The organism is Microcystis sp. LSC13-02, from assembly GCA_002282935.1.
Taxonomy (GTDB): Bacteria; Cyanobacteriota; Cyanobacteriia; order Cyanobacteriales; family Microcystaceae; genus Microcystis.
The window spans coordinates 1-23,457 of the sequence record MTBT01000253.1 but is presented as its reverse complement, the minus strand read 5'-3'; the positions used below and the strand labels follow the sequence as shown (position 1 = coordinate 23,457).

Below are 23,457 nucleotides of genomic sequence, written 5' to 3'. Positions count from 1 at the left end.
TTCCCTTGTTTCCACCACCTCCAAGCCGTTCGATAACTTATTCTTGTTTTTTTTGCCTAGTCTGATAGTTTCCTGTCTATATATTACCATGCCTGGCTATATATGACTATATTTGCATTGAAACTTTACAATACCATCAGTTTGAGAATTCCCAGAAGGCAACAAAAAAATGACTATTTCCTTGCTATAAGTATTGTAGATGTCAAGAGTGTTAACTGAATGTCTATAGTGGTATCCCCCGAACAAGTCCATCAAATCGTCAACAACCTCCATCACGATCCCTTTGAGGTTTTGGGGGCCCATCCCCTAGAAGAAGAAGGAAAAGTAAATAAATGGGTTGTTAGAGCCTATTTACCGAAAACCACGGCCGCTTGGGTTATTTTACCGTCCCAAAGACAAGAATATCCCATGAAGACCGCTTATCATCCCCATTTTTTCGAGTGCGTCATCGATATCGGTGAACTGAACAATTATCAATTACGCATCCACGAGGGAGAACAGGAACGGGTAATCTATGATTCCTATGCCTTCCGTTCTGCCAAACTCAGCGATTTTGATTTACATCTGTTTGGGGAGGGCAACCATCATCGCATTTATGAAAAATTAGGGGCGCATTTAGCCGAAATCGAGGGTATTAAAGGGGTTTATTTTGCCGTTTGGGCCCCTAATGCCCGTAATGTCTCGATTATTGGTGATTTCAATAACTGGGATGGTCGTGATCACCAAATGCGGAAACGTAATAATATGGTCTGGGAATTGTTTATCCCAGAAATCGGTGTTGGCACTAAATATAAATACGAGATCAAAAATTGGGAAGGTCATATTTACGAAAAATCTGATCCCTACGGTTTTGCCCAAGAAGTACGCCCGAAAACCGCCTCGATCGTGGCAAATTTAGATAGCTATACTTGGGATGATAGCGATTGGATGGAAAAACGCCGCCATAGCGATCCTTTAACTCAACCGGTTTCCGTTTACGAATTACACCTCGGTTCTTGGCTGCACACTTCTAGTGCCGAACCCCCCCGTTTACTTTCTGGGGAAGGGGAACCGGTTCCTGTGTCGGAATGGAACACTGGGGCGCGCTTTTTGAGTTACTACGAGTTGGCCGAAAAACTAATTCCCTACGTTAAAGAATTAGGTTGCACCCATATCGAATTATTACCGATCGCCGAGCATCCTTTTGATGGTTCTTGGGGTTATCAAGTGACGGGTTATTTTGCCCCCACCAGTCGCTACGGCAATCCTGAAGATTTCATGTATTTTGTCGATCAATGTCACCAAAATGGCCTTGGTGTGCTAGTGGATTGGGTCCCCGGTCACTTCCCCAAAGATGGCCACGGGTTAGCTTTCTTTGATGGTACTCATCTTTACGAACACGGCGACCCGCGCAAAGGGGAACACAAGGAATGGGGAACCTTAATTTTTAACTACGGTCGCAACGAAGTCAGAAATTTCCTCGTCGCTAATGCTCTTTTTTGGTTCGATAAGTACCATATTGACGGCATTCGCGTGGATGCGGTGGCTTCCATGCTCTATCTCGATTATTGTCGTAAAGATGGGGAATGGGTGGCTAACGAGTACGGTGGCCGGGAAAATTTAGAGGCCGCTGAATTCCTGCGTCAAGTCAATCATGTGATTTTTAGCTATTTCCCCGGAATTCTCTCTATTGCCGAAGAATCCACCGCTTGGCCGATGGTGTCCTGGCCCACCTATATGGGCGGTTTAGGCTTTAATTTGAAGTGGAATATGGGCTGGATGCACGATATGCTCGATTATTTCGGCATGGATCCTTGGTTCCGTCAATTCCATCAAAATAATGTCACTTTTAGTATGTGGTATAACCACAGCGAGAATTATATGCTGGCTTTGTCCCACGATGAAGTGGTTCACGGCAAAAGTAATATGATTGGCAAAATGCCGGGGGATGAGTGGCAAAAATTCGCCAATGTCCGGGCATTATTTAGCTATATGTTTACCCACCCCGGCAAGAAAACCCTGTTTATGAGCATGGAATTTGGCCAGTGGAGTGAGTGGAATGTTTGGGGTGATTTGGAGTGGGGTCTTTTGCAGTATCAACCCCATCAACAGCTAAAACGCTTTTTCACTGATTTGAACGCCACCTATAAGAGTGAACCTGCTTTATATACCCAGGATTTTGGTCAGGATGGCTTTGAGTGGATCGACTGTAGTGATAATAGTCATAGCGTCGTTTCTTTCCTGCGCTGGAGCAAAAATTGGCAGGAGTTTGTGGTGGTGGTCTGTAATTTTACTCCCCAACCCCACAGCCATTATCGCGTTGGTGTACCTCATCCTGGTTTTTATCAGGAAATCTTTAACAGCGATGCGGGTAAATATGGCGGTAGTAATATGGGCAACCTTGGCGGTAAATGGTCGGAGGAATGGTCCTATCATAGCCGTCCCTACTCGATCGATCTCTGTTTACCACCTTTAGGGGTTTTAGTTCTCAAAATCGATCCTAATGCTTCTGGGGAATAGGGAAGCTTTTTTCAGTGATCAGTAAACAGTAAACAGTTATAACCGCAGAAAGTGGGCATTTTCCTCCGTCGATCATCGAATACATAAACAACCAAAAGTGTCTGTATATTTATTGACTAAATAAGAGGGATTTGCCCTAGATGCGGCCCGGGGAAAAGCCGGTCAAAAACTAACCCATCAGGATCACCGTATCGATGACGTGGATTACACCATTATCCGCCTCGATATTACCTGCGACCACCGTGGCATTTTTCACCTCAAAACCTTCGCTACAATCGATGGGAATCGGTGAACCCTCTAGAGAAGTCACTAGAGCCAATTTTGCCAAATCTTCCTGCATATATTTGCCCGCAACGACGTGATAGGTGAGAATTCGGGCTAATTGGGGGATATTCTGCACTAGGGTGGTAATCGTCCCGGGGGGCAATTTGGCAAAAGCTTCATCGGTGGGGGCAAAAACCGTGAAGGGTCCGGGACTTTTTAGGGCATCCACAAGATTAGCGGCTTGTACCGCCGTTACTAGAGTTTTAAAATTATCGGCACTGACCGCAATATCGACAATATCTGCCATAAACTTGACTCGATCCTGAAAAAAATCATCTATTTCAGATTTTAAACTTAATCTTGTCCGAAAGATCGTTCTAGGGATGGGGTGTGGGGTGTGGGGTGTGGGGTGTAGGGGGGTCACTGCGTGCGCGTTGCGGGGGAAGAATAAATAAAAATAATCTCCTGAATACTGACTCCTAACCCAATGGTAGATGTTGGATTTTTGCAGGAGTTCTATTTTCCCAAAAATATAAGCAAAAATTATTTATTGACTCCAAAAACTTGAGAATATTTAAATTAACATTCCGCAATATTTACAAATTCTTAAGAATTAATTAGTCAATTTCACCCACAACGATGATCTTTTTTTTGTGTAGTTTTATTGCAAAAAAAAAGTTTTTTTGACAAAAAGCACAAAGTATGATAGGAACACTGGTGTATTTCTGGCCGCGAAACTCAAAATCAGGGGATTTCCTGTTTCCAAGTCAAGAAATACAGAAAAGCAGTAATTCGATCGAGAAATCGATAAAAACAGCCTAGACTAGAAAAAGAATCCTCTATCCTGACAGCTATCCTGTGGAGATTACTTTTTTAGGAACCAGTTCTGGGGTTCCCACTCGTTCCCGCAATGTCTCTAGTATCGCCCTTCGTTTGCCGCAACGGGCGGAAATATGGCTGTTTGACTGTGGAGAAGGAACTCAACACCAGTTACTGCGTAGCGACCTGAAAAGTTCCCAAATTCGACGCATTTTTATCACCCATATGCACGGGGATCATATCTTTGGTTTAATGGGACTGTTAGCCAGTATCGGATTAGCCGGTTCTGCTCAGGATATTGATATCTATGGACCCCCCGGACTAGCGGACTATCTGCGCGCTTGTGCTAAGTATTCCTATACTAATTTGGCTAATCGGGTGCGTGTCCATGCCATTTCCCCTGGCATACTCTACGAAGATGAAGAATTTACCGTCTCCTGTCAGCTATTAAAACATCGTATTCCCGCCCACGGTTATCGCATCGCCGAAAAAGACCGTCCAGGACGTTTTGATGTGGAAAAAGCCAACGCTTTGGGTATTCCCCCTGGACCAATTTACGGCAAGCTGAAAAAAGGGGAAACTATCACCCTCGCCGATGGCAGCAAAATTCGCGGTCAGTCCCTCTGCGGAGAAACGGAAATCGGCCGTAAAATTGCCTATTGTACTGATACTATTTTCTGTGAAGGTTCGATCGAATTGGCACAGAATGCAGATGTGCTAATTCATGAGGCAACTTTTGCTCACCAAGATGCCGGGTTAGCCTTTGAAAGTGTTCACTCCACTTCAACGATGGCAGCCCAAGTGGCCTTGGCATCCCGGGTAAAATTGTTATTAATGACCCATTTTAGTCCCCGTTATCTACCGGGTAATTCTCTGGATATTTCCAATTTGTTAGAGGAAGCGCGGGCGATTTTTCCTAACACTAAATTAGCCTACGATTTCCTCACCTATGAAGTCCCCCGCAACCGTCAAGAAATGGTCTTAGGAGTTAAGTAATTATGCCAGCAGCAGTAGAAGAAAAAAGCATGGTTCCCACGGTTTTAGTGGGTATTGGTGGCACGGGTAACGAAATTTTATCGCGATTGCGTCGCTTAATCGAGGAAAGTTATGGCAGTTTGAGTAATTTTCCGATTGTCAGCTTTTTGGTGGTTGACACGGATAAGGATTATAAAATCAGTAATCCTGAAGCTGCCGGCAGTGCTTTTAAAGATAACGAAAAACACTGGTCCCGGGTGAGTGGAAAACAGGTACAGGAGATGGTATCTGACATGGATAGATATCCCTGGATTAATAGTTGGTTTCCCCCGGAATTAGAGAGAAATATTACTTCCCTAGAAGCGGGAGCGGGACAAATTCGCGCCTGTGGACGTTTTGCTTTATTTTGTAATTATCATGAGATCCAAAGGAAATTTCTGGATGCGGTGAGACGGGTAAAAGGACAAGAAAACTTTATGCTCGATCGCTATGGAATTAAAGTTAGTAATAGTGCTATTAATGTCTTTACTACGGGGTCTTTAAACGGTGGTACGGGTAGCGGAATGTTAATCGATATAGGCTACTGTATTCGTAATTGGTTGCGAGGGGAAAGTAGTCCTTTGAGTACGGCAATTGTTCCCACTCCTGAAGCATTTGCGGGGATTAGTGTCGGCGATCGAGTTTTGGCTAATGGTTACGCTGCCCTGATGGAATTAAATTACTTTTCTGACTACAGAACCGAATATCATCAACAGTTTAGCAGTGGTTTGGTCGATGAAGTTGTTAGTAAATTACCCCCCTTTGATTTTACCTATTTAGTAGGAACGAAAAACGGAGAAGGTGATTTTAAACTTGGTCAAATTCGGGAAATGATCGCCCAAAATATTTTCCTAGATATGACCTCTGATTTTGCCCCCCATAAGCGCTCTATTAGAGATAATATTAAGGGTTCTTGGGCGCAAGCTGACCCTGGTGGTCGCGGTTATCCTAAGCAATTTATGAGTTTTGGGCTATCAACTATTGAAATTCCTATTGCCCAAATTCGTGCTTCTTTATCGGAACGTTTAGCCAAAGATTTAATTAATTGGTGGCTGAATGATTCCGTGATTTTACCCGCTCAAATGTTGGAGTTAGTAAGAGGTGATATCCTCAAAAGAATGCGCTTGAGCGAAGGGGAATTAATTATGGATTTATGTGCCGACAAGGATCGCTCTTTAATTGCCATAATCTCCCAATGGACTAACGAAACTCGTCAGGAAATCAATCAAGATAATTGGCTATCTTGTACCAAACAGGGTGTTAATATTTTAGGCAATGAACAGGGAAAAATTCTGCGATTTATTAATGATTATTTAACACCAAGAGTCGAGGAATTTAAACGCAATCATTTACTAGAATTAAGTCCCGATGAGCGGCTGCACGGCGATTACCTGAAAAAGATTTATAATAACCGGGATGAAATTATTCAACGGGGTAAAAAGTCTCTAGAAATGGAGTTTTATAATATCCTTGAGGATCGAAACCGTGGGGTAAAATTTGCTGAGAGTTCTATTGTTTCAGTACGACAAATCTTCACCGACATGGCAGAAAAATTCCGTCGCGATCAAGAACAGGTTTGGAGTCAAAACGAAAGTAAACGTCAACGAGAATATGATACAGCCTTAGCAGAAATTAATGATCTGAAAGATAAACTTCATGTCTCGAAAAAAGATAAGATGGAACAATATTGTGAACAAGCTTTAACGGGATTGGAAGGCTATTTAATGGCCAATATTCAACGAAAAACCAGAGGTGCAGGAGTAGAGGTTATTAATCGTTTACTGGAACATCTTAATCAATTAGAAAGCCGTTTTAATCGCTTTCGTCAGAAATTAATTCAAAGTCGCGATCTATTTAATCTCCAAGCTAATCAACAGATTGATAGTGCCGATGCTTTGTTAATTAATGGGATTAAACTATTTGATAGACAAGAATTAAATGGTCTTTATCAAGACTTTATCGAACAATTTGCTTCGGGGATTGTCGGTAACAAAAATGCCTACGATACAGGTATGGATAACCTTTGTTTACCCCTCTCAGAAGAGATTTTAAAGCAATCTAGCCCCCTCTGGAAAGAAACGCGCCGCTCCGACGAAAATATGCGTTTATTTGACATCACCGAGATTGCCGATATTCGTCAAGGAGATTTTCAACAAGTTATCATAAACCAAGCTAATCAACTACTACAAAATGCCCCGGTTAGTAGTCGCATTCAGCAGGAATTAGCCGCTTGCGATCGCTTGTTAAAAATCTATAACAACGATGCCGATATTATCAATAATCTTCGCATTGCCTACCAAAAATCGCGACCCCTAATTATGCTTAATCCTGCGGTCTTGCGAGGAAAAGATGCGGGTTTTACGCCCCAATTAAATCAAAATGTTGCCCTGATTGGGGGAAGAAATACCAATAACCCGGCAGCCCAAAAAATTATTCCGAAACTGCGGGAATTTATTGCCAACGAAGACGATATTAAACCCTTGGGAGAAGTGGAAAAACATCGTCTTGTCTTCGTGCAGGAAATTGGCGGTTTTTCCCTACGCTGTCTCGATGGAATGCGAGAGCTGCGACAATCCTATCAAGACTGGAAAGGAGAATTTATTCTCGCTAAACGCGCCCAACAAATGGGGGAAAATCGCGATTTACCCATCCCCGTGCATATCCAAAAGGAACCTCCTTTCTGGGATGTTTTTCCCGAAGATCCGAGTATTTATCAATTGGTGGTGACGGCCCGAGCTTTGAAAGTGCTTTTTCCAGAAGTCAATCGAGTCACTAATGAGAAAACAATTCGCTATGAAATTAAAACCGCAACGGGATTAAAAAAAGTCGATATCGCCACCAGTTGGGAAGATGCGGTACAGGTGTTAGAAGTAAAAGCTTGTCGCGAAGATAAGGAAAAAATTCAAAGTCAGGTGACGGCTAAGTTACAGGATTCGGCCACTCCGGAGAAAAAACAAGCTTTGTATCGGACTTTTATCAAATATTTACAACAACGTTCCGAGGAGTTGACAGGAGGAAAAGATAATACAGAATATAAACGGGAAGATGCAATTATTTTGCAGTTAATCGATAACTATAAGTTGGATAGCGGTGGAGAAATACCTCTTTCTTCGGTGACGGAAGTGGCTAACCCAGCTTTAATTATCTGTGGTAATTGTGGACATAAAAATCCCCCCTCGTCTAATTTTTGTTCTAAGTGTGGGGCAAAATTAGTTAAGTAGAAATTGGGCAATTTCTTGTTTTTAGTCCTCGGATAACAGAAAAAGTGGGGGTGTTAGCTGGACTAACATCCCCCACCATGAAAATTTTCGGGAAAAATTGCCTAATAGCGAAAAAACTGGATTATAATAAGGTCTTTACCCAAGATTTTTGCTAATCGCTAACTGCCATAAAAGCCAATCAAGACCCCTGTTTATCGAGAGAAAAACCAATGGTAGCCACTTTAAAAGGACGAGATGTTTTAAGAATAACCGACATGAGTAGCGAAGAAATCAGTGCCCTACTCAATCTATCGGCACAGCTTAAAGCTGGCACTCTTAACCCTAGCTGCAAAAAAGTCTTGGGATTGCTATTTTATAAAGCTTCCACCCGGACGCGGGTTTCCTTTACCGTCGCCATGTACCAGTTAGGGGGACAGGTGATCGATCTTAATCCCAGTGTAACCCAAGTGGGGCGCGGGGAACCCTTAGCAGATACAGCCCGGGTACTCGATCGCTATCTCGATATTCTCGCAGTTCGCACCTTTAAACAAGAGGATTTAGAAGCTTTTGCTAATTACTCGCGCATCCCGATTATCAACGCTTTAACGGATTTAGAACATCCCTGCCAGATATTAGCCGATTTACAGACTATCCAAGAGACTTTTCAGACTTTACGGGGAATTAACCTCACCTATGTCGGGGATGGTAATAATGTCGCTAATTCTCTCCTCTTGGGTGGTGCTTTGATGGGGTTAAATGTGCGGGTTGCCTCCCCCGCAAACTATCAACCCGATGGGGAAATTGTCGCCAGCGCCCAGGCTATTGGCGAGAAAACCGGTAGTAAAATCTTCATTACCGACGATCCCGTTATGGCCGTAAAAGACTCTCAGGTGGTCTATACTGATGTCTGGGCAAGTATGGGACAGGAAAGCCTCGCTGATGCCCGAATTCCCGTTTTTCAGCCCTACCAAGTCAATGAACAGCTAATGAGTCACGCTGACAAAGACGCGATTATTCTCCATTGTTTACCTGCTCACCGCGGCGAAGAAATTACCGACGGGGCGATCGAGGGTGTACAATCAAAAGTCTGGGAACAAGCGGAAAATCGGATGCACGCCCAAAAAGCTTTAATGGTGAGTTTATTGGGATTAATCTAGCTCCAGATGCTCAGTTACCCTAAGACCTGTCCGACACGGGAAGTTAACGCTAGGATTGATGGTAAGAGCAATAATCAGGGCAGCCTCCACACATACTATATGTCAGACACCTCCGCAGTTAAACAATATCTCGCCCATTGGTTTCAATTGGGAAAAAAAGTTATTTGTCCCAAAAACCAAGCTATGCTATTTCCGCTGCCAATTTTCAATGGCGATCGCTATTCAGCGGAGTTTGAAGATTGTTGGCAAAAAATGCTCGCTCCTGAAAGTGGCGATTGTTACCTAGAAGGTACTCAACAAACTATCCAAGACTTACTTTCCCCTCAATGGGAATTTCATCCCTGCGCTCGTTGTACTATACCAGTACCAATTGAGGTGCTAGGCCAATCGGGTTTATCCTGTCCCTGCCATGATTTGAGTAATTGGCCCAATTTAGAATTACCCCTACCCCATTTACCCGTCAATAGTCAAGAAAATCTCGATCGCATCCGGCAAAGATTGCTAAAAAATTCTCGCCAAGATTAACCGGACTAAAAGAGACGTTAGGGGTAACGTCTCGACAAAAGGGTTTAGATTTAACGATTTCTGCCAAAAAGATTGACTAAATCTCGCAATCTGTGGCTATATTCTCCGGTTAAAGCTTCCTGACGATAGCGCCATGACCAATTGCCTTCTGCGACACTGGGAGTATTCATGCGCGCATCCGATCCTAAACCTAACACATCCTGTAACGGTACGATCGCCTGATTAGCCACGGAACTATAGGCAAGTCGAATCAGATCCCAAGCCACTCCCTGACCACTGGGAGCGCCAAGATATTGATAAAGTCGCGCTTTTTCGTAGTCATTGGCGTTATCTTGAAACCAGCCCAGAGTGGTATTATTATCGTGAGTGCCGGTATAAATCACACAGTTGCGTTCGACGTTGAAAGGAAGATAGGGATTACCCGCATCACCCCCAAAAGCAAAGTGGAGAATTTTCATACCGGGGAAAGCAAAGTGATCGCGAAAATCTAGGACTGCCTGGTCAATATCGCCCAAATCTTCGGCAATAATCGGCAATTTACCCAAACGATCCCGGATGGTATTAAAGAGATCATAACCCGGGGCCTTCAGCCAACGACCATTAATGGCGTTTTCCTGGCCAAAAGCCACCGCCCAATAGGCTTCTAATCCGCGAAAATGATCGATACGGATGATATCGACTAGGGAAAGAACCCCTTTTAAACGGCGTACCCACCAGTCAAAGCCCGTATTTTTGAGATAATCCCAGTTATAAAGAGGATTTCCCCATAATTGACCCGTTGCTGAGAAATAATCCGGGGGAACCCCTGCCACTTCCAAGGGATTACCTGTTTGGGGATCTAGTCGGAAAACCTGGGGATTTGCCCAAACATCAGCGCTATTATGGGAGACATAAATGGGGATATCACCGATAATCTCGATACCAAGGGCGTTAGCATAGCGTTTTAGGGCTAACCACTGCTCAAAAAACTCAAATTGCAGGAATTTGTGCAGAAAAATCTCCTCTTGTAACTCCTGTTTCGGTGTTTCCAACGCACCCCAATGACGTTCGCGAATTTCTGTCGGCCATTCCATCCATGCTTTACCCTGGTAAGCGTGGGATAGGGCCATAAATAGGGCGTAATCCTCTAACCAATCAGCATTGCCAGCACAAAAGCCGGCAAACTGTTTGTAAAGAATTGTGTCAGAACCCTTGACAAAATTGCTCGCCGCCTTTCTAAGTAGGGGAATTTTCCAAGCGATCAATTTATCGAAATCCACTTGATCGAGGGGAAAATCGGGAATATCCTCTAAATCTGCATGACTAAGCAGGTTTTTCTCCCGAAGAATATCGAGACTAATCAGGAGATGATTGCCGGCAATGGCACTAAAACTCATGTAGGGAGAGTTGCCGTAGCCTGTGGGGCCTAAAGGGAGAATTTGCCAGAGTTTTTGACCACTTTGAGCCAAAAAATCGATAAATTGATAGGCTTCCCTACCTAGTTCTCCAATCCCGTAACGACCGGGGTGACTGGTGGGATGAAGCAAAATACCGCTAGAACGGCTAAAAGCCATGAAAAAACCCCCTTATCAGTGATTAGGTTAGCAGTTATTATATTGTTTAAAGCTGAATGCTCACTGCTATCTCAAAGCTAACCCGATCTCGATCGATAACGGCAATACTTAACAACTTTATTAGACCTATGGGACAAAATGAGGCATTACAGCCGTACATTAACAGATCGTCTTTCCAGTGAAAAAGATTCCTTGGGATCACGTTCCACGTTACCCCGGAGGAAAAACCGATCGCTTGTCAGTTATTGCGCCAATGGTAGGGGCGCATCGTGGTCAGTGAGTTGATCGATGCGCCCAAAATGTAATATAGATATTTCGACCAAATTGAGATGCAGCCGCCGAAAATTCAAGAGCGATTCACTTACTGTCAGTAAGTCCCACTTCTTGTAACCTCCTCTTCAACCCAGACCTGTTACTGTACTGTTCGTAAATCTGGTTCAGACGCTCTTGGAAAACGGGCAACCGGTTTTGATATTCGGCTAAGTCTCTTAATTTGACTAACAATTTAACAGCCTCATCGTAGGGTTTAGACTGGGCTTTCTGAATTAGGGACTCGACTTGCTGCCAAACTTGCGCTTCCCGTTTAGCTAAAGTTTGTAGTTCCTCAATTCGCTTGGCTTCCGCTTCTTGTTGTCGCCGTTTTTCTGCCTTTTTTCCTTCCTCAGCAGCAGCCTCAAGAAGTTCTTGGATCGTACGTCGAGGCTGGTTAGAAGCGGGAGAAATAGGGATTAATTGAGACAGCTTTTGTTTGAATTTGGCAGATAAATTCGGTTCTCCTTTAGCCAATCTTAATAAGAAATCTTGGCGTTCAGAAGCCGATAATTGGCTAATAGCTTGTTGCCAAGTTTGCTCAGAGATAGTTGTTAGTTTACCACTGGATGCACAAGCAACATTTAATAAGTGTTCGTCCAATTCAACGATTTCTATAAAAGCCTTTTGAGATGCAGAAAGTTGATTTAGTCCGGGGGGTAGAGGAGGTTCTAGTTGGGTGTTATCGATGTCTATATATCCCTCGGATAAGGCAATAGCTTTCAGCCAAGCTAAATATAATCCTCGATAGTCTTGCTGGAGAATTTCTTGGCGTAATCCTATCAATTCCGATAGAATCCCTTCTCCTTCTATCCAGTCATTAAAACCTTCTTCTTGACTAAATTCCCAATCTAAAATTGCCCAATCTCCCACAAAAGATAAGCTGATATAATCATCAATACAGTAAAGTTCAATTGCTTCTCGGTCGATCAGGGATTTGGGAAAACGAAACATTAATTGCTGTGTTCCCCAGTTGGCGATGTAGTACATAATATCGAAATACCGAGCCAGCACTTGTTTGGTATCGCCTCGAAAATCGCCGTAACTATAGGTGAAACTGGCACTCGTTGCCGTCGGTTTGACGCGGCTCGATAGCTGGCCTATGGCAGCCCTTTCCTCTTGGGTGAGGGGGCGATCGATCGCTTGAAATTCGTAATATTGGTATTCGCTCATGGTGTGCAACCTATCTCAAGGTTTATTGATCAATCATAGTCAATGGATTAAAAATGATCCCCTAGAAATTACTTACCGTACCACATAATAGGTCGTTCCTATTCACAGGGTATAAAAATCCAATATTTCTTCCATAAATCTAGTTTCCTCTACCCTTCTTTCAGTCGTTCAGCGATAATTTTTTTCCTTTTGTTTTTGCCGATAAGCTTCAAATTCGGGGTTGGTAGAAAGAATTTGACGGACGCGCTCCCGACTTATGCCGTATTTATCCGCTATTTGCTGATAGCTTAATCCCTGCCTATGGAGTTCTAAAAAATCGTAACTTTTTTTAAGTCTTTCCTTTCTCTGTGCATCCCGTCTTGGGGTTAGACTCTTATTGCTAAGGTGTTTTACTATTTCCCTTCCCAACTCGGTCAAAGAATATTGACGGTTGCGACACCTAACCAATCCTTGTTTTTCCAATTCTTTAAGTATTTTATGTATTCTGGTTATATTATTAGGATTTGTTGCCAATTGCCGAGATGGATCGGAAAGTATCCGAATTGCCGAATCAATTTGAATCGGATAATCTAACATCCCTTTCAGAATCTGTTTCTGTTTTACTTGGAGATTGGCGATCATCTCTTCTAAATGTTGAAAGTCTTCATTTTCATCCATCAGAATTACCATTTTAATAGACCTCTCCTTAGTCTGATAAAATCACAATCAGGGGATATTGTCAACAACTAACCGTAGCTTACCCAGTCGTTTATGCCTTGCTGATGCACTTTTTAAAAAATGGTGATAAACTCAACTGTATTGGGTACACTCTCCCTATCGGAGGGATTTGAGGAAAAATCGGGAGAAAAGGCGATGAAAGAACGGGAAACATCCAACAAAATTGAAGCGGGTGGGGGTTTTCCCCTATTGCAATATTGGGCAGAAAAAACCCTCTCTCCTCAAGGGGTTAAACTCTGGCAAACCTTAAATCATAAAAGTGCCTGTTTAGCTTGCGCTTGGGGAACGGGGGGACAAAAGGGCGGTTTTGTCAACGAAGCGGGGGAAAGTCTGCAACGTTGTCTCAAAAGTGTCGAAGCGATTACTTCCGAATTAATGCCGGGTATTAAAACCGATTTTTTTCAGACCTATCATCTCGCTCAATTACAGTCCTTAACCTCCTTAGAATGCGATCGCCTGGGTCGTTTCAGTTATCCCGTTCTCTTAAAAGCTGGAGAAAGTCACTATCAACGTATTAGCTGGGAAGAAGTTTATCGATTAGCCGAACAAGCTTTTCGTCAACCGTCCGAGACTCTGGCCTCCTATAGTTCGGGACGTTCTTCTAATGAAGCCGCCTATCTCTTACAATTGTTTTTCCGGGCATTAGGAAGTAATAATTTAGCCGATTGTTCCGATCTCTGTCATGCCGCCTCGACCGTAGGATTAAAACAGGTTTTCGGCTCCGGGACTTCGATGGTCAGTCTGGAAAGTTTAAAACAAGCCGATTGTGTGGTATTGATCGGTTCTAACGCCCCCGCTAATCATCCTCGCCTGATGAATGAATTAATTCAAATTCGTGATCGCGGCGGTAAAATTATTATTATTAACCCGCAAATTGAAGTCGGATTGGTCAAATTCTCCTCGCCCGCTTTTCCGATTAAATCCCTATTGCGGGGCGGTTCCGATATTTCTACTCTCTACCTACAGCCGATTCCGGGTAGCGATACCGCCCTATTCGTCGGATTACAAAAATCTTTGATCGAACAAAATTTAGTCCGGTGGGATTATCTCGAATCCCATACAAAAAATTGGCAATCTGTTATAGATTATGCCCGACAAATACCCTGGGAAACCATTACTAAAACCTGCGGTTTATCTAGAGAAGAAATTGAAGCAACCGCCGCCCTTTTCGGCAATTTAGAGCGAGTGGTTTTCGCTTGGGCGATGGGGGTTACACAACAGGAAAATGGTGTCGATAATATTATCAGTATTGCTAATACAGCTTTACTTACAGGTAATGCTGGTAAAATAGGTGCAGGAACCATGCCAATCAGAGGTCATTCTAATGTACAGGGCTTCGGTTCTATGGGCGTTACGGTGAAATTACGTCGGGAAATCGCCGAGGCACTTTCTCAACTTTTAGGAAAGCCATTAAATATAACCGGCGGTTATGATACCAGGGCATTAATTGAAGCTGCCGAACGGGGAAAAATCAACACCCTTTTCTGTTTGGGAGGTAATCTTTATGGGGCAAATCCAGATTTAACTCAAGCCAAAAAAGCCTTAGCACAAATTGATACGATTTTTTATGTGGCTACTAAGCCAAATTTAGGACATTTTCACGGATTAGCCCGACAAAATACGGTAATTTTACCCGTCTTCGCTCGTTTTGAAAATCCTCACCCGACAACAACCGAATCGGGCAATAATTTTGTCCGTTTTAACGAGCGGGGAAGCAGTCATCTACAGGGTTCTGATGTCGATATCATCTCGGAAGTAGAACTATTAACAAATATTGCCGTCAAGGTTTTAGGCACAAACCCGATTGATTGGTCGAGATTACACGACACCGCCTATATTCGTCAGTTAATCGCCAAAACGATTCCGGGTTATCAAAAAATCGGGCAATTAGATCAAACCCAAACAGAGTTTACCATTAGCGGACGGATTTTTACCGAACCCCATTTTCCGACATCGACCGGAAAAGCGCAAATGTCCGTCACCCCTTTACCCACTTTAAAAGCACCGGAAAAGCAAGATTTCAACCAACCGGAAAATGCCCCCGGAATTGCCCTGATTCTCGGAACAGGACGCAGTTATGGACAACATAATACCGTCGTTTATCAAGTGGGCGATAAATATCGGGGAATGCCTCACCGTCATTGTTTATTGATCAACGCCGAAGATGCCAAAAAAGCGGGCTTTCAAGAACATCAACGAGTCACCGTTCAAGGAGATGCCGGCAAATTAGAGAATATCGAACTTATTTTCGGTCCGATTCGCGAAGGTGTTGGCTTTATGTTCTATCCCGAAACCAATGTTTTATTCAAAGCTAAAATCGATCCTCGCTGTGGGACTCCTGCTTATAAACGAGTTCCCGTCTGGGTTTTTTAGTTATCAACTCCTCGGATTTTCTTTTTGGGAAATAATGAAATAGAGTTAAGCAAGCGAATAAATGAACGAAACCGAGTCCAATTCTGGGAAAGCGAAATTAAAGAAGCTCCCTATCGCTTTGATCGCATTTCTGTTATCCTGTTCTTACGATCATAGAATAAATAGCCATGGGTAAGTTTTTACTAACCGTATTAAGCATAGCAAGTTTGTTGGCTGTCGGGATGGCTACCCGTGGCATTGCAAGTCCCACATCTGCAGCGACGAACTTGCAACTAGCTCAACGCCCTAACTGTAACAATCCCCAGACTCAAAGCGAAATGAACATTTGTGCCAGCATAGCTTATCAAAACGCTGATCGCAAGTTAAATCAAGTTTATCGACAACTACTGCCAAAACTGTCAGCTTCTCGCAAACAAAAATTAATTAGCGCCCAACAAGCTTGGATTAAGTTTAGAGACAGCAGTTGCGAATTTGAAACAAGTGCCTATGAGGGAGGCTCTATAGCTCCCATGATTTACAGTAATTGTTTGGCAGATGTCACCGAGCAGCGTACCAAAGATTTGCAGAGATATTTAGAAGATAGCGATCGCTAAGTCAAAATCGCCGTTGATATTACCGATAATTCCTTAGACGTTTACTGCACAACAGCCTAAGCGGGTGAGGGGAATCGAACCCCTATCATTAGCTTGGAAGGCTAGGGTTTTACCACTAAACTACACCCGCATTTTCTTAGCACTTTCGTTAGTATAACACGAATTGCCGATTTTTGCAAGTAGGGCTTTTCAGCTTGTTAATCGCCCCTAAAATCCCGATCGCTCCTTTATTTCCCCGATTTGGCTAAAAGTTTCCTCCACGCGATCGAGATCTAGTTGGGAGAAATTATCGATCGCCCAGTTGGACACTCTCTGCATAAAATGGAAGGGATAGGTATGAGCGATTCCCACCACCTGCATTCCCGCTCTTTTGGCCGCTTCGCAACCGACAAAAGTATCTTCAATCACCAGACATTCCCAGGGTTGCAACTGTAGATTAAAATTCCAACGATTGAATCTTTCTACGGCCAGTAAATAACCATCCGGTTGAGGTTTACTGGTGCTAATCTCATCACCGGTGACAATGACACTAAAGTAATCGCCAAGGGCTGCCTGTTGCAAGATTGATTCCACTTCCGAGCGTATTGCTCCCGTCACCAAACCGATTTGTAAATCCCTGGCCTTAACTCGTTCTAAAAAAGAGTATATCTCCTCATAAATAGGAAGTTTCTCTAATTTTCCTATTCTTTCTCGGTATAAACTGGCTTTTTTGTTAATTAACTTAGTCAGATATTCCTCGGTCACTTGACGACCGCGACGGGTGAGAACATTACGCAAACAGACGCGATCGCTTCTCCCCAGACATAACTCCGCAAATTCCGACCCTAGGGGCAGCAGATTTTCCCCGATCAAGATTTCATTGATTAACTCCTGATGGATCGGTTCATCATTGATGATCACCCCATTAAAATCGAACAGAACAGCCTTTAACATCAATCTTAGACAGAAAAGCTAATAAATACTCACTGTTCTTGATTATACTAAAGTTTTTCGTCGGGGCAGGGCGGGTCTTGCCCCTTACCCCATCTCAACAAACAATTTTAACCGGAAAATTGCCAAGGCCTTGACAAATTCCCAGATTTGTTCTATTATTTTGTTATAGTGGGAATCCGTGCTGCCCTGTAACCCCCCTATTTGGGGTCTGCTGAAAAAGTTTTTCGGTGGGGGTAGGAGTCAGGAGTCAGGAGTCAGGAGTCAGGAGTTTCAGGCTTTGTTGCCCTCCAATCCTATTTTCTTGCACTAACATCGGACTTTAACAGGTCAAAAGCTTTATTTTAAAAGGGTTTTACCATTATTCAGCAAGCCCTATTTGGGACTGAGATATTAGAGAAAAATTTAACCGTAGAAAAATCACTTTTAGCGACCGCACAAGAGACAGTAACCGATAACAAAAGAATTTAGGCCATTTTTGCCGATAGCCAACGACGGAATAATTCCACAGCAATCCGATAACGGGAGTCTTGGCATTCGATGACATGATGATTTTCAAGGGTTTTTAGGGCCAGGTCGAGAGTTGTGGCAGTTAGTCCGGTGCTGGACAGTAAATCTGCCCGGGTTAATCCTTGCAGATGGGAAGAAAGAACTATTAAAATCTCCCCTTGTCCGGCCGCATCTTGTTTAGCCTGTTTCCAGACACCCGTAAAATAATAATTCCCCCTTTGGAAAAACTCAGCATCGATAGCTTTTTCCACATCTTCCACCTGAAAACGAATATCTTGGGGACGTTGCAACTCAAAGACCTGTTTATTATAAAAACGTACCAGATGAAACCCGATAAGTTGCACTAGATAGGGTTGACCGTGGGTAAGTTGATAAATTTTGTCTAAAGCTTCTGGGGTATAGTCTAGGGGAAAATCCTCGTCTTCCCCAACGGGATTAGCGAGGATAACGCGAGTGGACTCCGGAGAGAGGAAACTAACTGGAATCGGGTAAACACTGCCAAAAAAAGGATGAAAATAATCGGCAGTCATCTCCTCTAGGGTGTGTAATCCGGCAAAAACAAAAGCTAGACGCGGACTACTCTGGACAAGGGAACGCAGATAGCCGAGGAAATTCCGGGGGAGGGTATTCGCTTCGATTAAATCCTCAATTATCTCGAACTCATCGAGGGCAATAATTAAACCGGTTTTGGCTTTTTCCGGCAGAATCTGGCTTATCAGACGATCTAAATAACGATTAAAATACATTTCTGGATGTTGGGAGATTTTTTCCTCTTCTGGGGCATCAATTGCTAAAGTTTTGGCGATTTCCTCAGCCATATTCAGGAGGACTTCGGCTAGGCTGGTTACTGTGGCCACGCGCTGTAAATTAATGTAGATAACCGAGACATTTGGTGGAAGATATGCCTCCAGATTGCGTAGAATCGAAGTTTTACCCATGCGACGATGACCATAGAGAACCACGGAGGATAGGTTATCTCCGGACCACATTGACTGAAGTTCCCGCAGGATATCCTCACGACCAACAAAGCGTTTACCCGGATCACCGATAATGTAGGGATTAGGAATCGGTTGGGTAATAGTTACCGTTCCCAACGTTTTCGCGATGGATATGCTAATTTCTGCCCATTTTAGGACGATGGAAAGGATTAATTCTTCTTCTGCTTGGGGTAAATTGGCCGCCTGTTGGTCGGTTATATCCCTTAATTCCTCGATAATCCGATTAAGAGCGAGGGATCTGACCTGTTGGGAGTAACTTCCCTGGACTAAAGCCATTTCTGTGATAACTAGATTTAAACTGCTGATAGCTTGCCAAGTTTGCGGACGTAATGAAGGTTCTGCGGCAATAGGGGCAACTTTCAGGGAAGCGATACTATCGGGAGTTGCTGCTTGACTAAATCGGTGTAAAGTTTGGGCTAGGCTATACATTTCTTCCCCGTAGGCGAGGGAACGTACCACAGCAAAGGCTTTTTCGGCTTTTTCGGTTTCCTGTTGGTGAAGATACCAAAAACCAGCAGCAGCGGCGCGAGCAGGAGTATCTAGACGGATTTGGCCGTCAGGAAGAGAAAACGGTTTCGCAGACGCATATTTTAACAATTGCCAATCGGAGGGATTTTCTGCCAGACGGGAGACGCGATAGATAATTTCTGCCTCTGGGAATTGCGATAAAACGCGGTTAACGGCGACAAGGACAGGAATAAACTGGCAGCTGTACCGAAGGTATTGATTGAGGTTATTAATAGCCGTTTCCCAGTCTTGCTGTAACCATTGTTGTAGAGTCGAGGTTAACCCCGGCAGCGGTAGAAGGGTAATACGGGGAAAAAGTCGCCCTTGGGAGCCAGCCAAAAGCCCGATTAGCCAATTATCAGGACGGAAAAAGGCGAATATAAACACCACGCCTAACACCACGCCCCACACCACGCCCCACACCACGTCGCCCAACGCCACGCTCAACACCACGCCCCACCCCACGCTCGACGCCACGCTCAACACCACGCCCGACACCACGCCCGACAGCACGCCCGACGCCGCGCCCGACACCGCGCCTATCACCGCGCCCGACACCGCGCCCCACACCACGCCTATCACCGCGCCTATCACCGCGCCTATCACCGCGCCCCACAGCACGTACGACCTCATGCCCCACAGCACGCCCCACACCGCGCCCCACACCGCGCCCCACAGCACGTCCGACCTCATGCCCCACAGCACGCCCACCACCACGCCCGGCACCACGCCCTCCACCACGCCCATTACCACTACCAACACCATCTCCCACAGCCTCACCTGCATCCTCAGCTGCCACCCAGATACAGATAACACCAACACGTTCAGCACGCCCGACAGCACGCCCATTACCACGACGCCCCACACCAAGTCCGACACCGACACGACGCCCCACACCAAGTCCGACACCACGCCCGACACCGCGCCCCACAACACGCCCGACACCAGTCCGAACACCACGCCCGACACCACGCCCGACACCACGCTCAACACCACGCCCAACACCACGCCCCACGCCATGCTCAACGCCACACCCCACAGCACGCCCGACACCAGTCCGAACACCACGCCCGAATCCACGCCCGACACCACGCCCCACAACACGCCCGACACCACGCCCCACAACACGCCCGACACCACGCCCCACAGCACGCCGGACATTGCGCCCAACGCCACGAACCACACCACGCCCAACGCCACGCCGGACACCACGCCCCACACCACGCCCCACACCACGCCCCACACCACCACGCCCCACACCACGCCCCACACCACGCCCGACACCACGCGCACCCAATTAACAGAAAGTCCTAAATTTGCCGCTATGCTACAGATAATTAGAGCGGTAATTACAGTTAAGAGAATACCCTGAATCCCTAGACGCAATTGTACGGGATGGTCGCGGAGAAATTGCATTCTATCGCGCCATGTTTCCTGTTCTTGGAATTTATCGCCGCCGCCTCTCGTTTCCACATACCAGCCTATTGCTTGGGGAAAATAAAACACCCAGTACAACAGCAAAAGATAGTCAAAGGGATTCCATAAAGATAAATTGCGTTTGAGTTTAGGGGCGAGATTAATTCTCGGGACGGTGCTTTCCTTCATAATTTTTATCTCTAGCTATTTACCCGGTGATGGTTCATTAAGTAGTTAGGTGTTAACTGTCAGACACCCCCCTTATCAAGGGGGGCAGGGGGGATCAAACCCAAAATTAAATCAACTTATTATTTAGGGTTTGCTGAATAAATCTAAAAACCTTATCCAACAAGGTTTTTAGACTTTGAAAATTAGGTAATTGACCACCTGAAAATGGGTAAAACCCCACACCCCACACCCCAACCCCCACCGAAAAACTTTTTCAGCAGACCCTATTTAGTTATAATCTAAGTTTGGGATGCTGAGTTATTGACTTTGGTTTGATAAAGTTTAAAACAACTTTGCATTACCTCTCGCGGCTTTCCTTGACTTTGCCTAACAAGATAATTTATTTCCTCCTCGGTAAAAGTCACTCCTGTTTGACTTAGACGATGACTAATAAACTCTTGAATTTTAGCTTGATTCCATAATCTAACCGGACATTCTAGACAAATTCCCTCGAAAGGTGAATCACCTCCTTTGTTATCAGGAAATAAAACATTAAGGGGACGATTAGCCGCTACTACTAATCTTAAAGGTGGATCGGGACGATTAGCCAACTCTCTTAATTGACTTCTAAGCTGATAGCTGAAATATTTTTGAGTCATATTATCTACCACATCTAGTAATAACAGGATTTTATGTTTTTCTAATTCCCTAGTTAATCTAGTTCCTTTGAGCGGTTTATCGTAATCTGCAGCTATACCAATCTGATGACATAATTCATAATAAAAATCCTTATCTCCTACTAATCCTTCTAAGTTCAGATACAAGGGTTTTCGAGGACTACGCAGATACTCCCTTGCTTGATGGTAAAGTCCCCAAAGCAGCGTGGTTTTTCCCGTACCGCGTTCCCCGATAATAGCTGCACTACTGCCGGAATTTAAAATCTCAAAAATATCTTTAATTTCTTGTTCTCGTCCAAAAATTTGCTGAATTTCTTTAATACCTCCAGAAGTGGGTATAAAAGGATTATTCGCATTTTTTTGGGGTTGTAATTGCGGAAAATATTTAAAAATAGTCTGAACTGGAATCGCTCTTCCTCCCAAATCACTGTACTCATCTCTGGTTTTATTCACCACTCCGCACACTTTCCCCGTGCGTAAATTTAAAAGCGGTGAACCACTAAAACCGGGTTGTACTTGCCCTAATTTAAACTTGATTAGGGGGTTTTCATCCCCGGTTAAACCTATATACTCAAAGTCGCTAGGATCACCGTTCGGATAATCATTGGTATAGCCAAAAGTGTATAATTTATCTGTTAATTGTAAATCTTGATCAAAATCGATATATTTGTGATCTAAAGGAGAGTTTAATTGTAAAAGAGCCAAATCGATCCCATCTAAATTCGGCAAGTTGATAATTTTAGCCCCAGAAATTTGACCTTGCCAAATTATCTCGATAGTCTCGCGATTATCCCGCGCATCTTTCACCACATGAAGACAGGTCAAAATTAACCCTTGTCCCACAAAAAAGCCTGTTCCTGACCCATAGATTAACTTTAACCTGACAGTGTACGGGGGTAGAGATTCCGGGGTAAGCATTTAATCAATTTATCCTCCCCATTCCAGGGTAATTTTTAAATTTCCCTTTCCCTCACCTTCCACAATTAAAGCGGTTAGTTTACCGGATTTTACCGTGACTTCTACCCCAAACTCTACGGTGGCCTTTTTGGGTTGCACTTTATTGATCGTAGCAGCGATCGATTCGGTAATTGCCTCAATTGTATCAGCCACACTTTGAAAGTCAAATAATTGATCGGATACTTCCCGTTCACCACCGAAACTTCTCGCTTCTACTAAGACGGTGACATTTTCTTTAACTTTAACTGAAATAACCTCAGATCTAGATTGTGGCATAAGGCTCCTCGAATGACCCGTTTATGGTTTTCTCGATTGGTTCTCGGACAAACTTATATGGGAACTAAAAAGGCTTATATATATTTTGGCACGGATTCCCATTATACTAAAAAGTATATGTCAAATCGAGGGATTTTGTCAAGTCTTTTTTGCCATTAATCTATATAATTTTCGGGTTGCTTACCAGTCATCGTCCTGAAAAAAATTATGCCCTGGTTTGTCAAACAAGCCTATGTGCAGCGTTTAATCAAGTCAGTCCCGATGAAAAAATTTTCACCCCCACAGATGAAAGAGGTTTCTTTCCCTACACCCCACACCCTACACCCTACACCCTCTTTCAAGTCAGGACAGGAGAAAAAAACGAGTTATCGAAAATTTGGGTTAAAACCCCGTCGTAAAACGACGGCTTTTCTTGATCTTTAATAGAGCATCTGAGAACTTCCAGGGTTGCACCTCTCAGTTATCAGTTATCAGTTATCAGTGGGTAAGTTATCAGTTATCAGATGTGAGTTTTTAAGTGTGCAGGATTAAATATAGCGTTTCCTGTTCACAAGAGGTACATTCTCAATCCTGAAAAGCTTAGTCAACAAAGGTTAAAGTGTGCCTCGCAGATGCGAGAACCGCTATAGAATTTTCCTACTGTCTTTTTACTGATTACTGTTTACTGATCACTGATTACTGTTTACTGTTTACTGATCACTGATTACTAACCGACTTGACATTATTGGCATACCTAGTTAAAATAGAGTACAGACAGACACATTTTAACCCAATGAAAGCAAGGTATCAATACCGCCTTTACCCAACTAACCAACAAAAGAG

General features: G+C 44.0%; 16 protein-coding genes and 1 tRNA gene. 8 read left to right on the top strand and 9 right to left on the bottom strand.

Features of this window, described 5'->3' with window-relative positions:
• Positions 1-219 precede the first annotated feature (219 nt).
• Positions 220-2,499, top strand: coding sequence for a 1,4-alpha-glucan branching enzyme (gene glgB, locus BGL89_RS16045; RefSeq protein WP_286826546.1), 2,280 nt, complete (start codon positions 220-222; stop codon positions 2,497-2,499).
• 169 nt (positions 2,500-2,668) lie between these two features.
• Here the strand turns inward: glgB and BGL89_RS16040 are convergent, their stop codons facing one another.
• Positions 2,669-3,070, bottom strand: a complete 402-nt coding sequence (locus BGL89_RS16040) for a fasciclin domain-containing protein (RefSeq protein ID WP_286826545.1) — start codon at positions 3,068-3,070, stop codon at positions 2,669-2,671.
• 551 nt (positions 3,071-3,621) lie between these two features.
• Between BGL89_RS16040 and BGL89_RS16035 the strand changes: the two genes are divergently transcribed.
• The 4 genes from BGL89_RS16035 (at position 3,622) to BGL89_RS16020 (ending at position 9,478) form a co-directional block, all read left to right on the top strand.
• Positions 3,622-4,578 (top strand): ribonuclease Z, encoded by a 957-nt coding sequence (locus BGL89_RS16035; protein ID WP_286826544.1) that lies wholly within the window; start codon positions 3,622-3,624, stop codon positions 4,576-4,578.
• A gap of 2 nt (positions 4,579-4,580) precedes the next feature.
• The gene (locus BGL89_RS16030; protein WP_286826543.1) at positions 4,581-7,817 is read left to right on the top strand and encodes a tubulin-like doman-containing protein; all 3,237 of its coding nucleotides are present in this window, start codon (positions 4,581-4,583) and stop codon (positions 7,815-7,817) included.
• A gap of 209 nt (positions 7,818-8,026) precedes the next feature.
• Complete coding sequence (gene argF, locus BGL89_RS16025; protein ID WP_286826542.1) at positions 8,027-8,953, top strand: ornithine carbamoyltransferase; 927 nt, start codon at positions 8,027-8,029, stop codon at positions 8,951-8,953.
• 99 nt (positions 8,954-9,052) lie between these two features.
• The gene (locus tag BGL89_RS16020; RefSeq protein ID WP_286826541.1) at positions 9,053-9,478 is read left to right on the top strand and encodes a hypothetical protein; all 426 of its coding nucleotides are present in this window, start codon (positions 9,053-9,055) and stop codon (positions 9,476-9,478) included.
• Between the two features lie 50 nt (positions 9,479-9,528).
• On the opposite strand, the gene malQ is transcribed toward BGL89_RS16020, so the two are convergent.
• The 3 genes from malQ to BGL89_RS16005 form a co-directional block, all read right to left on the bottom strand.
• Positions 9,529-11,031: a 4-alpha-glucanotransferase gene (gene malQ, locus BGL89_RS16015; RefSeq protein WP_286826540.1), complete on the bottom strand. Its 1,503-nt coding sequence runs from the start codon at positions 11,029-11,031 to the stop codon at positions 9,529-9,531.
• Between the two features lie 357 nt (positions 11,032-11,388).
• Positions 11,389-12,513 (bottom strand): hypothetical protein, encoded by a 1,125-nt coding sequence (locus BGL89_RS16010; protein ID WP_286826539.1) that lies wholly within the window; start codon positions 12,511-12,513, stop codon positions 11,389-11,391.
• A 168-nt stretch (positions 12,514-12,681) separates the two neighbouring features.
• Positions 12,682-13,182 (bottom strand): sigma factor-like helix-turn-helix DNA-binding protein, encoded by a 501-nt coding sequence (locus tag BGL89_RS16005; RefSeq protein ID WP_286826538.1) that lies wholly within the window; start codon positions 13,180-13,182, stop codon positions 12,682-12,684.
• Positions 13,183-13,365: 183 nt separating this feature from the next.
• On the opposite strand from BGL89_RS16005, the gene BGL89_RS16000 reads away from it, so the two are divergent.
• Positions 13,366-15,603 carry an FdhF/YdeP family oxidoreductase gene (locus BGL89_RS16000; protein ID WP_286826547.1) on the top strand — a complete coding sequence of 746 codons (2,238 nt, stop codon included), beginning with the start codon at positions 13,366-13,368 and terminating at the stop codon, positions 15,601-15,603.
• A 167-nt stretch (positions 15,604-15,770) separates the two neighbouring features.
• Positions 15,771-16,196 (top strand): lysozyme inhibitor LprI family protein, encoded by a 426-nt coding sequence (locus BGL89_RS15995; protein WP_286826537.1) that lies wholly within the window; start codon positions 15,771-15,773, stop codon positions 16,194-16,196.
• Between the two features lie 59 nt (positions 16,197-16,255).
• Here the strand turns inward: BGL89_RS15995 and BGL89_RS15990 are convergent.
• From BGL89_RS15990 to BGL89_RS15970, 5 genes are all read right to left on the bottom strand, one after another.
• Positions 16,256-16,326 (bottom strand) — tRNA-Gly (locus BGL89_RS15990).
• A gap of 77 nt (positions 16,327-16,403) precedes the next feature.
• Positions 16,404-17,129 carry an HAD family hydrolase gene (locus BGL89_RS15985; protein ID WP_286826536.1) on the bottom strand — a complete coding sequence of 242 codons (726 nt, stop codon included), beginning with the start codon at positions 17,127-17,129 and terminating at the stop codon, positions 16,404-16,406.
• Between the two features lie 464 nt (positions 17,130-17,593).
• Positions 17,594-20,746, bottom strand: coding sequence for an AAA family ATPase (locus BGL89_RS15980; protein WP_286826535.1), 3,153 nt, complete (start codon positions 20,744-20,746; stop codon positions 17,594-17,596).
• 278 nt (positions 20,747-21,024) lie between these two features.
• Positions 21,025-22,320, bottom strand: a complete 1,296-nt coding sequence (locus BGL89_RS15975) for a S1 family peptidase (RefSeq protein WP_286826534.1) — start codon at positions 22,318-22,320, stop codon at positions 21,025-21,027.
• 9 nt (positions 22,321-22,329) lie between these two features.
• Complete coding sequence (locus BGL89_RS15970; RefSeq protein WP_149107204.1) at positions 22,330-22,635, bottom strand: CU044_2847 family protein; 306 nt, start codon at positions 22,633-22,635, stop codon at positions 22,330-22,332.
• A 207-nt stretch (positions 22,636-22,842) separates the two neighbouring features.
• On the opposite strand from BGL89_RS15970, the gene BGL89_RS15965 reads away from it, so the two are divergent.
• The gene (locus BGL89_RS15965; RefSeq protein WP_286826533.1) at positions 22,843-23,058 is read left to right on the top strand and encodes a hypothetical protein; all 216 of its coding nucleotides are present in this window, start codon (positions 22,843-22,845) and stop codon (positions 23,056-23,058) included.
• The last annotated feature ends 399 nt before the right edge of the window (positions 23,059-23,457 follow it).

Bases quoted from the DNA above. Each gene is read 5' to 3' on its own strand.
- malQ (WP_286826540.1), bottom strand. From the start codon at position 11,031: ATGGCTTTTAGCCGTTCTAGCGGTATTTTGCTTCATCCCACCAGTCAC.
- BGL89_RS15965 (WP_286826533.1), top strand. From the start codon at position 22,843: ATGCCCTGGTTTGTCAAACAAGCCTATGTGCAGCGTTTAATCAAGTCA.
- BGL89_RS15995 (WP_286826537.1), top strand. From the start codon at position 15,771: ATGGGTAAGTTTTTACTAACCGTATTAAGCATAGCAAGTTTGTTGGCT.
- BGL89_RS16000 (WP_286826547.1), top strand. From the start codon at position 13,366: ATGAAAGAACGGGAAACATCCAACAAAATTGAAGCGGGTGGGGGTTTT.
- BGL89_RS16040 (WP_286826545.1), bottom strand. From the start codon at position 3,070: ATGGCAGATATTGTCGATATTGCGGTCAGTGCCGATAATTTTAAAACT.
- BGL89_RS15980 (WP_286826535.1), bottom strand. From the start codon at position 20,746: ATGAAGGAAAGCACCGTCCCGAGAATTAATCTCGCCCCTAAACTCAAA.
- BGL89_RS16010 (WP_286826539.1), bottom strand. From the start codon at position 12,513: ATGAGCGAATACCAATATTACGAATTTCAAGCGATCGATCGCCCCCTC.
- BGL89_RS15985 (WP_286826536.1), bottom strand. From the start codon at position 17,129: ATGTTAAAGGCTGTTCTGTTCGATTTTAATGGGGTGATCATCAATGAT.
- BGL89_RS16020 (WP_286826541.1), top strand. From the start codon at position 9,053: ATGTCAGACACCTCCGCAGTTAAACAATATCTCGCCCATTGGTTTCAA.
- glgB (WP_286826546.1), top strand. From the start codon at position 220: ATGTCTATAGTGGTATCCCCCGAACAAGTCCATCAAATCGTCAACAAC.
- BGL89_RS15975 (WP_286826534.1), bottom strand. From the start codon at position 22,320: ATGCTTACCCCGGAATCTCTACCCCCGTACACTGTCAGGTTAAAGTTA.
- BGL89_RS16005 (WP_286826538.1), bottom strand. From the start codon at position 13,182: ATGGTAATTCTGATGGATGAAAATGAAGACTTTCAACATTTAGAAGAG.
- BGL89_RS15970 (WP_149107204.1), bottom strand. From the start codon at position 22,635: ATGCCACAATCTAGATCTGAGGTTATTTCAGTTAAAGTTAAAGAAAAT.
- BGL89_RS16030 (WP_286826543.1), top strand. From the start codon at position 4,581: ATGCCAGCAGCAGTAGAAGAAAAAAGCATGGTTCCCACGGTTTTAGTG.
- argF (WP_286826542.1), top strand. From the start codon at position 8,027: ATGGTAGCCACTTTAAAAGGACGAGATGTTTTAAGAATAACCGACATG.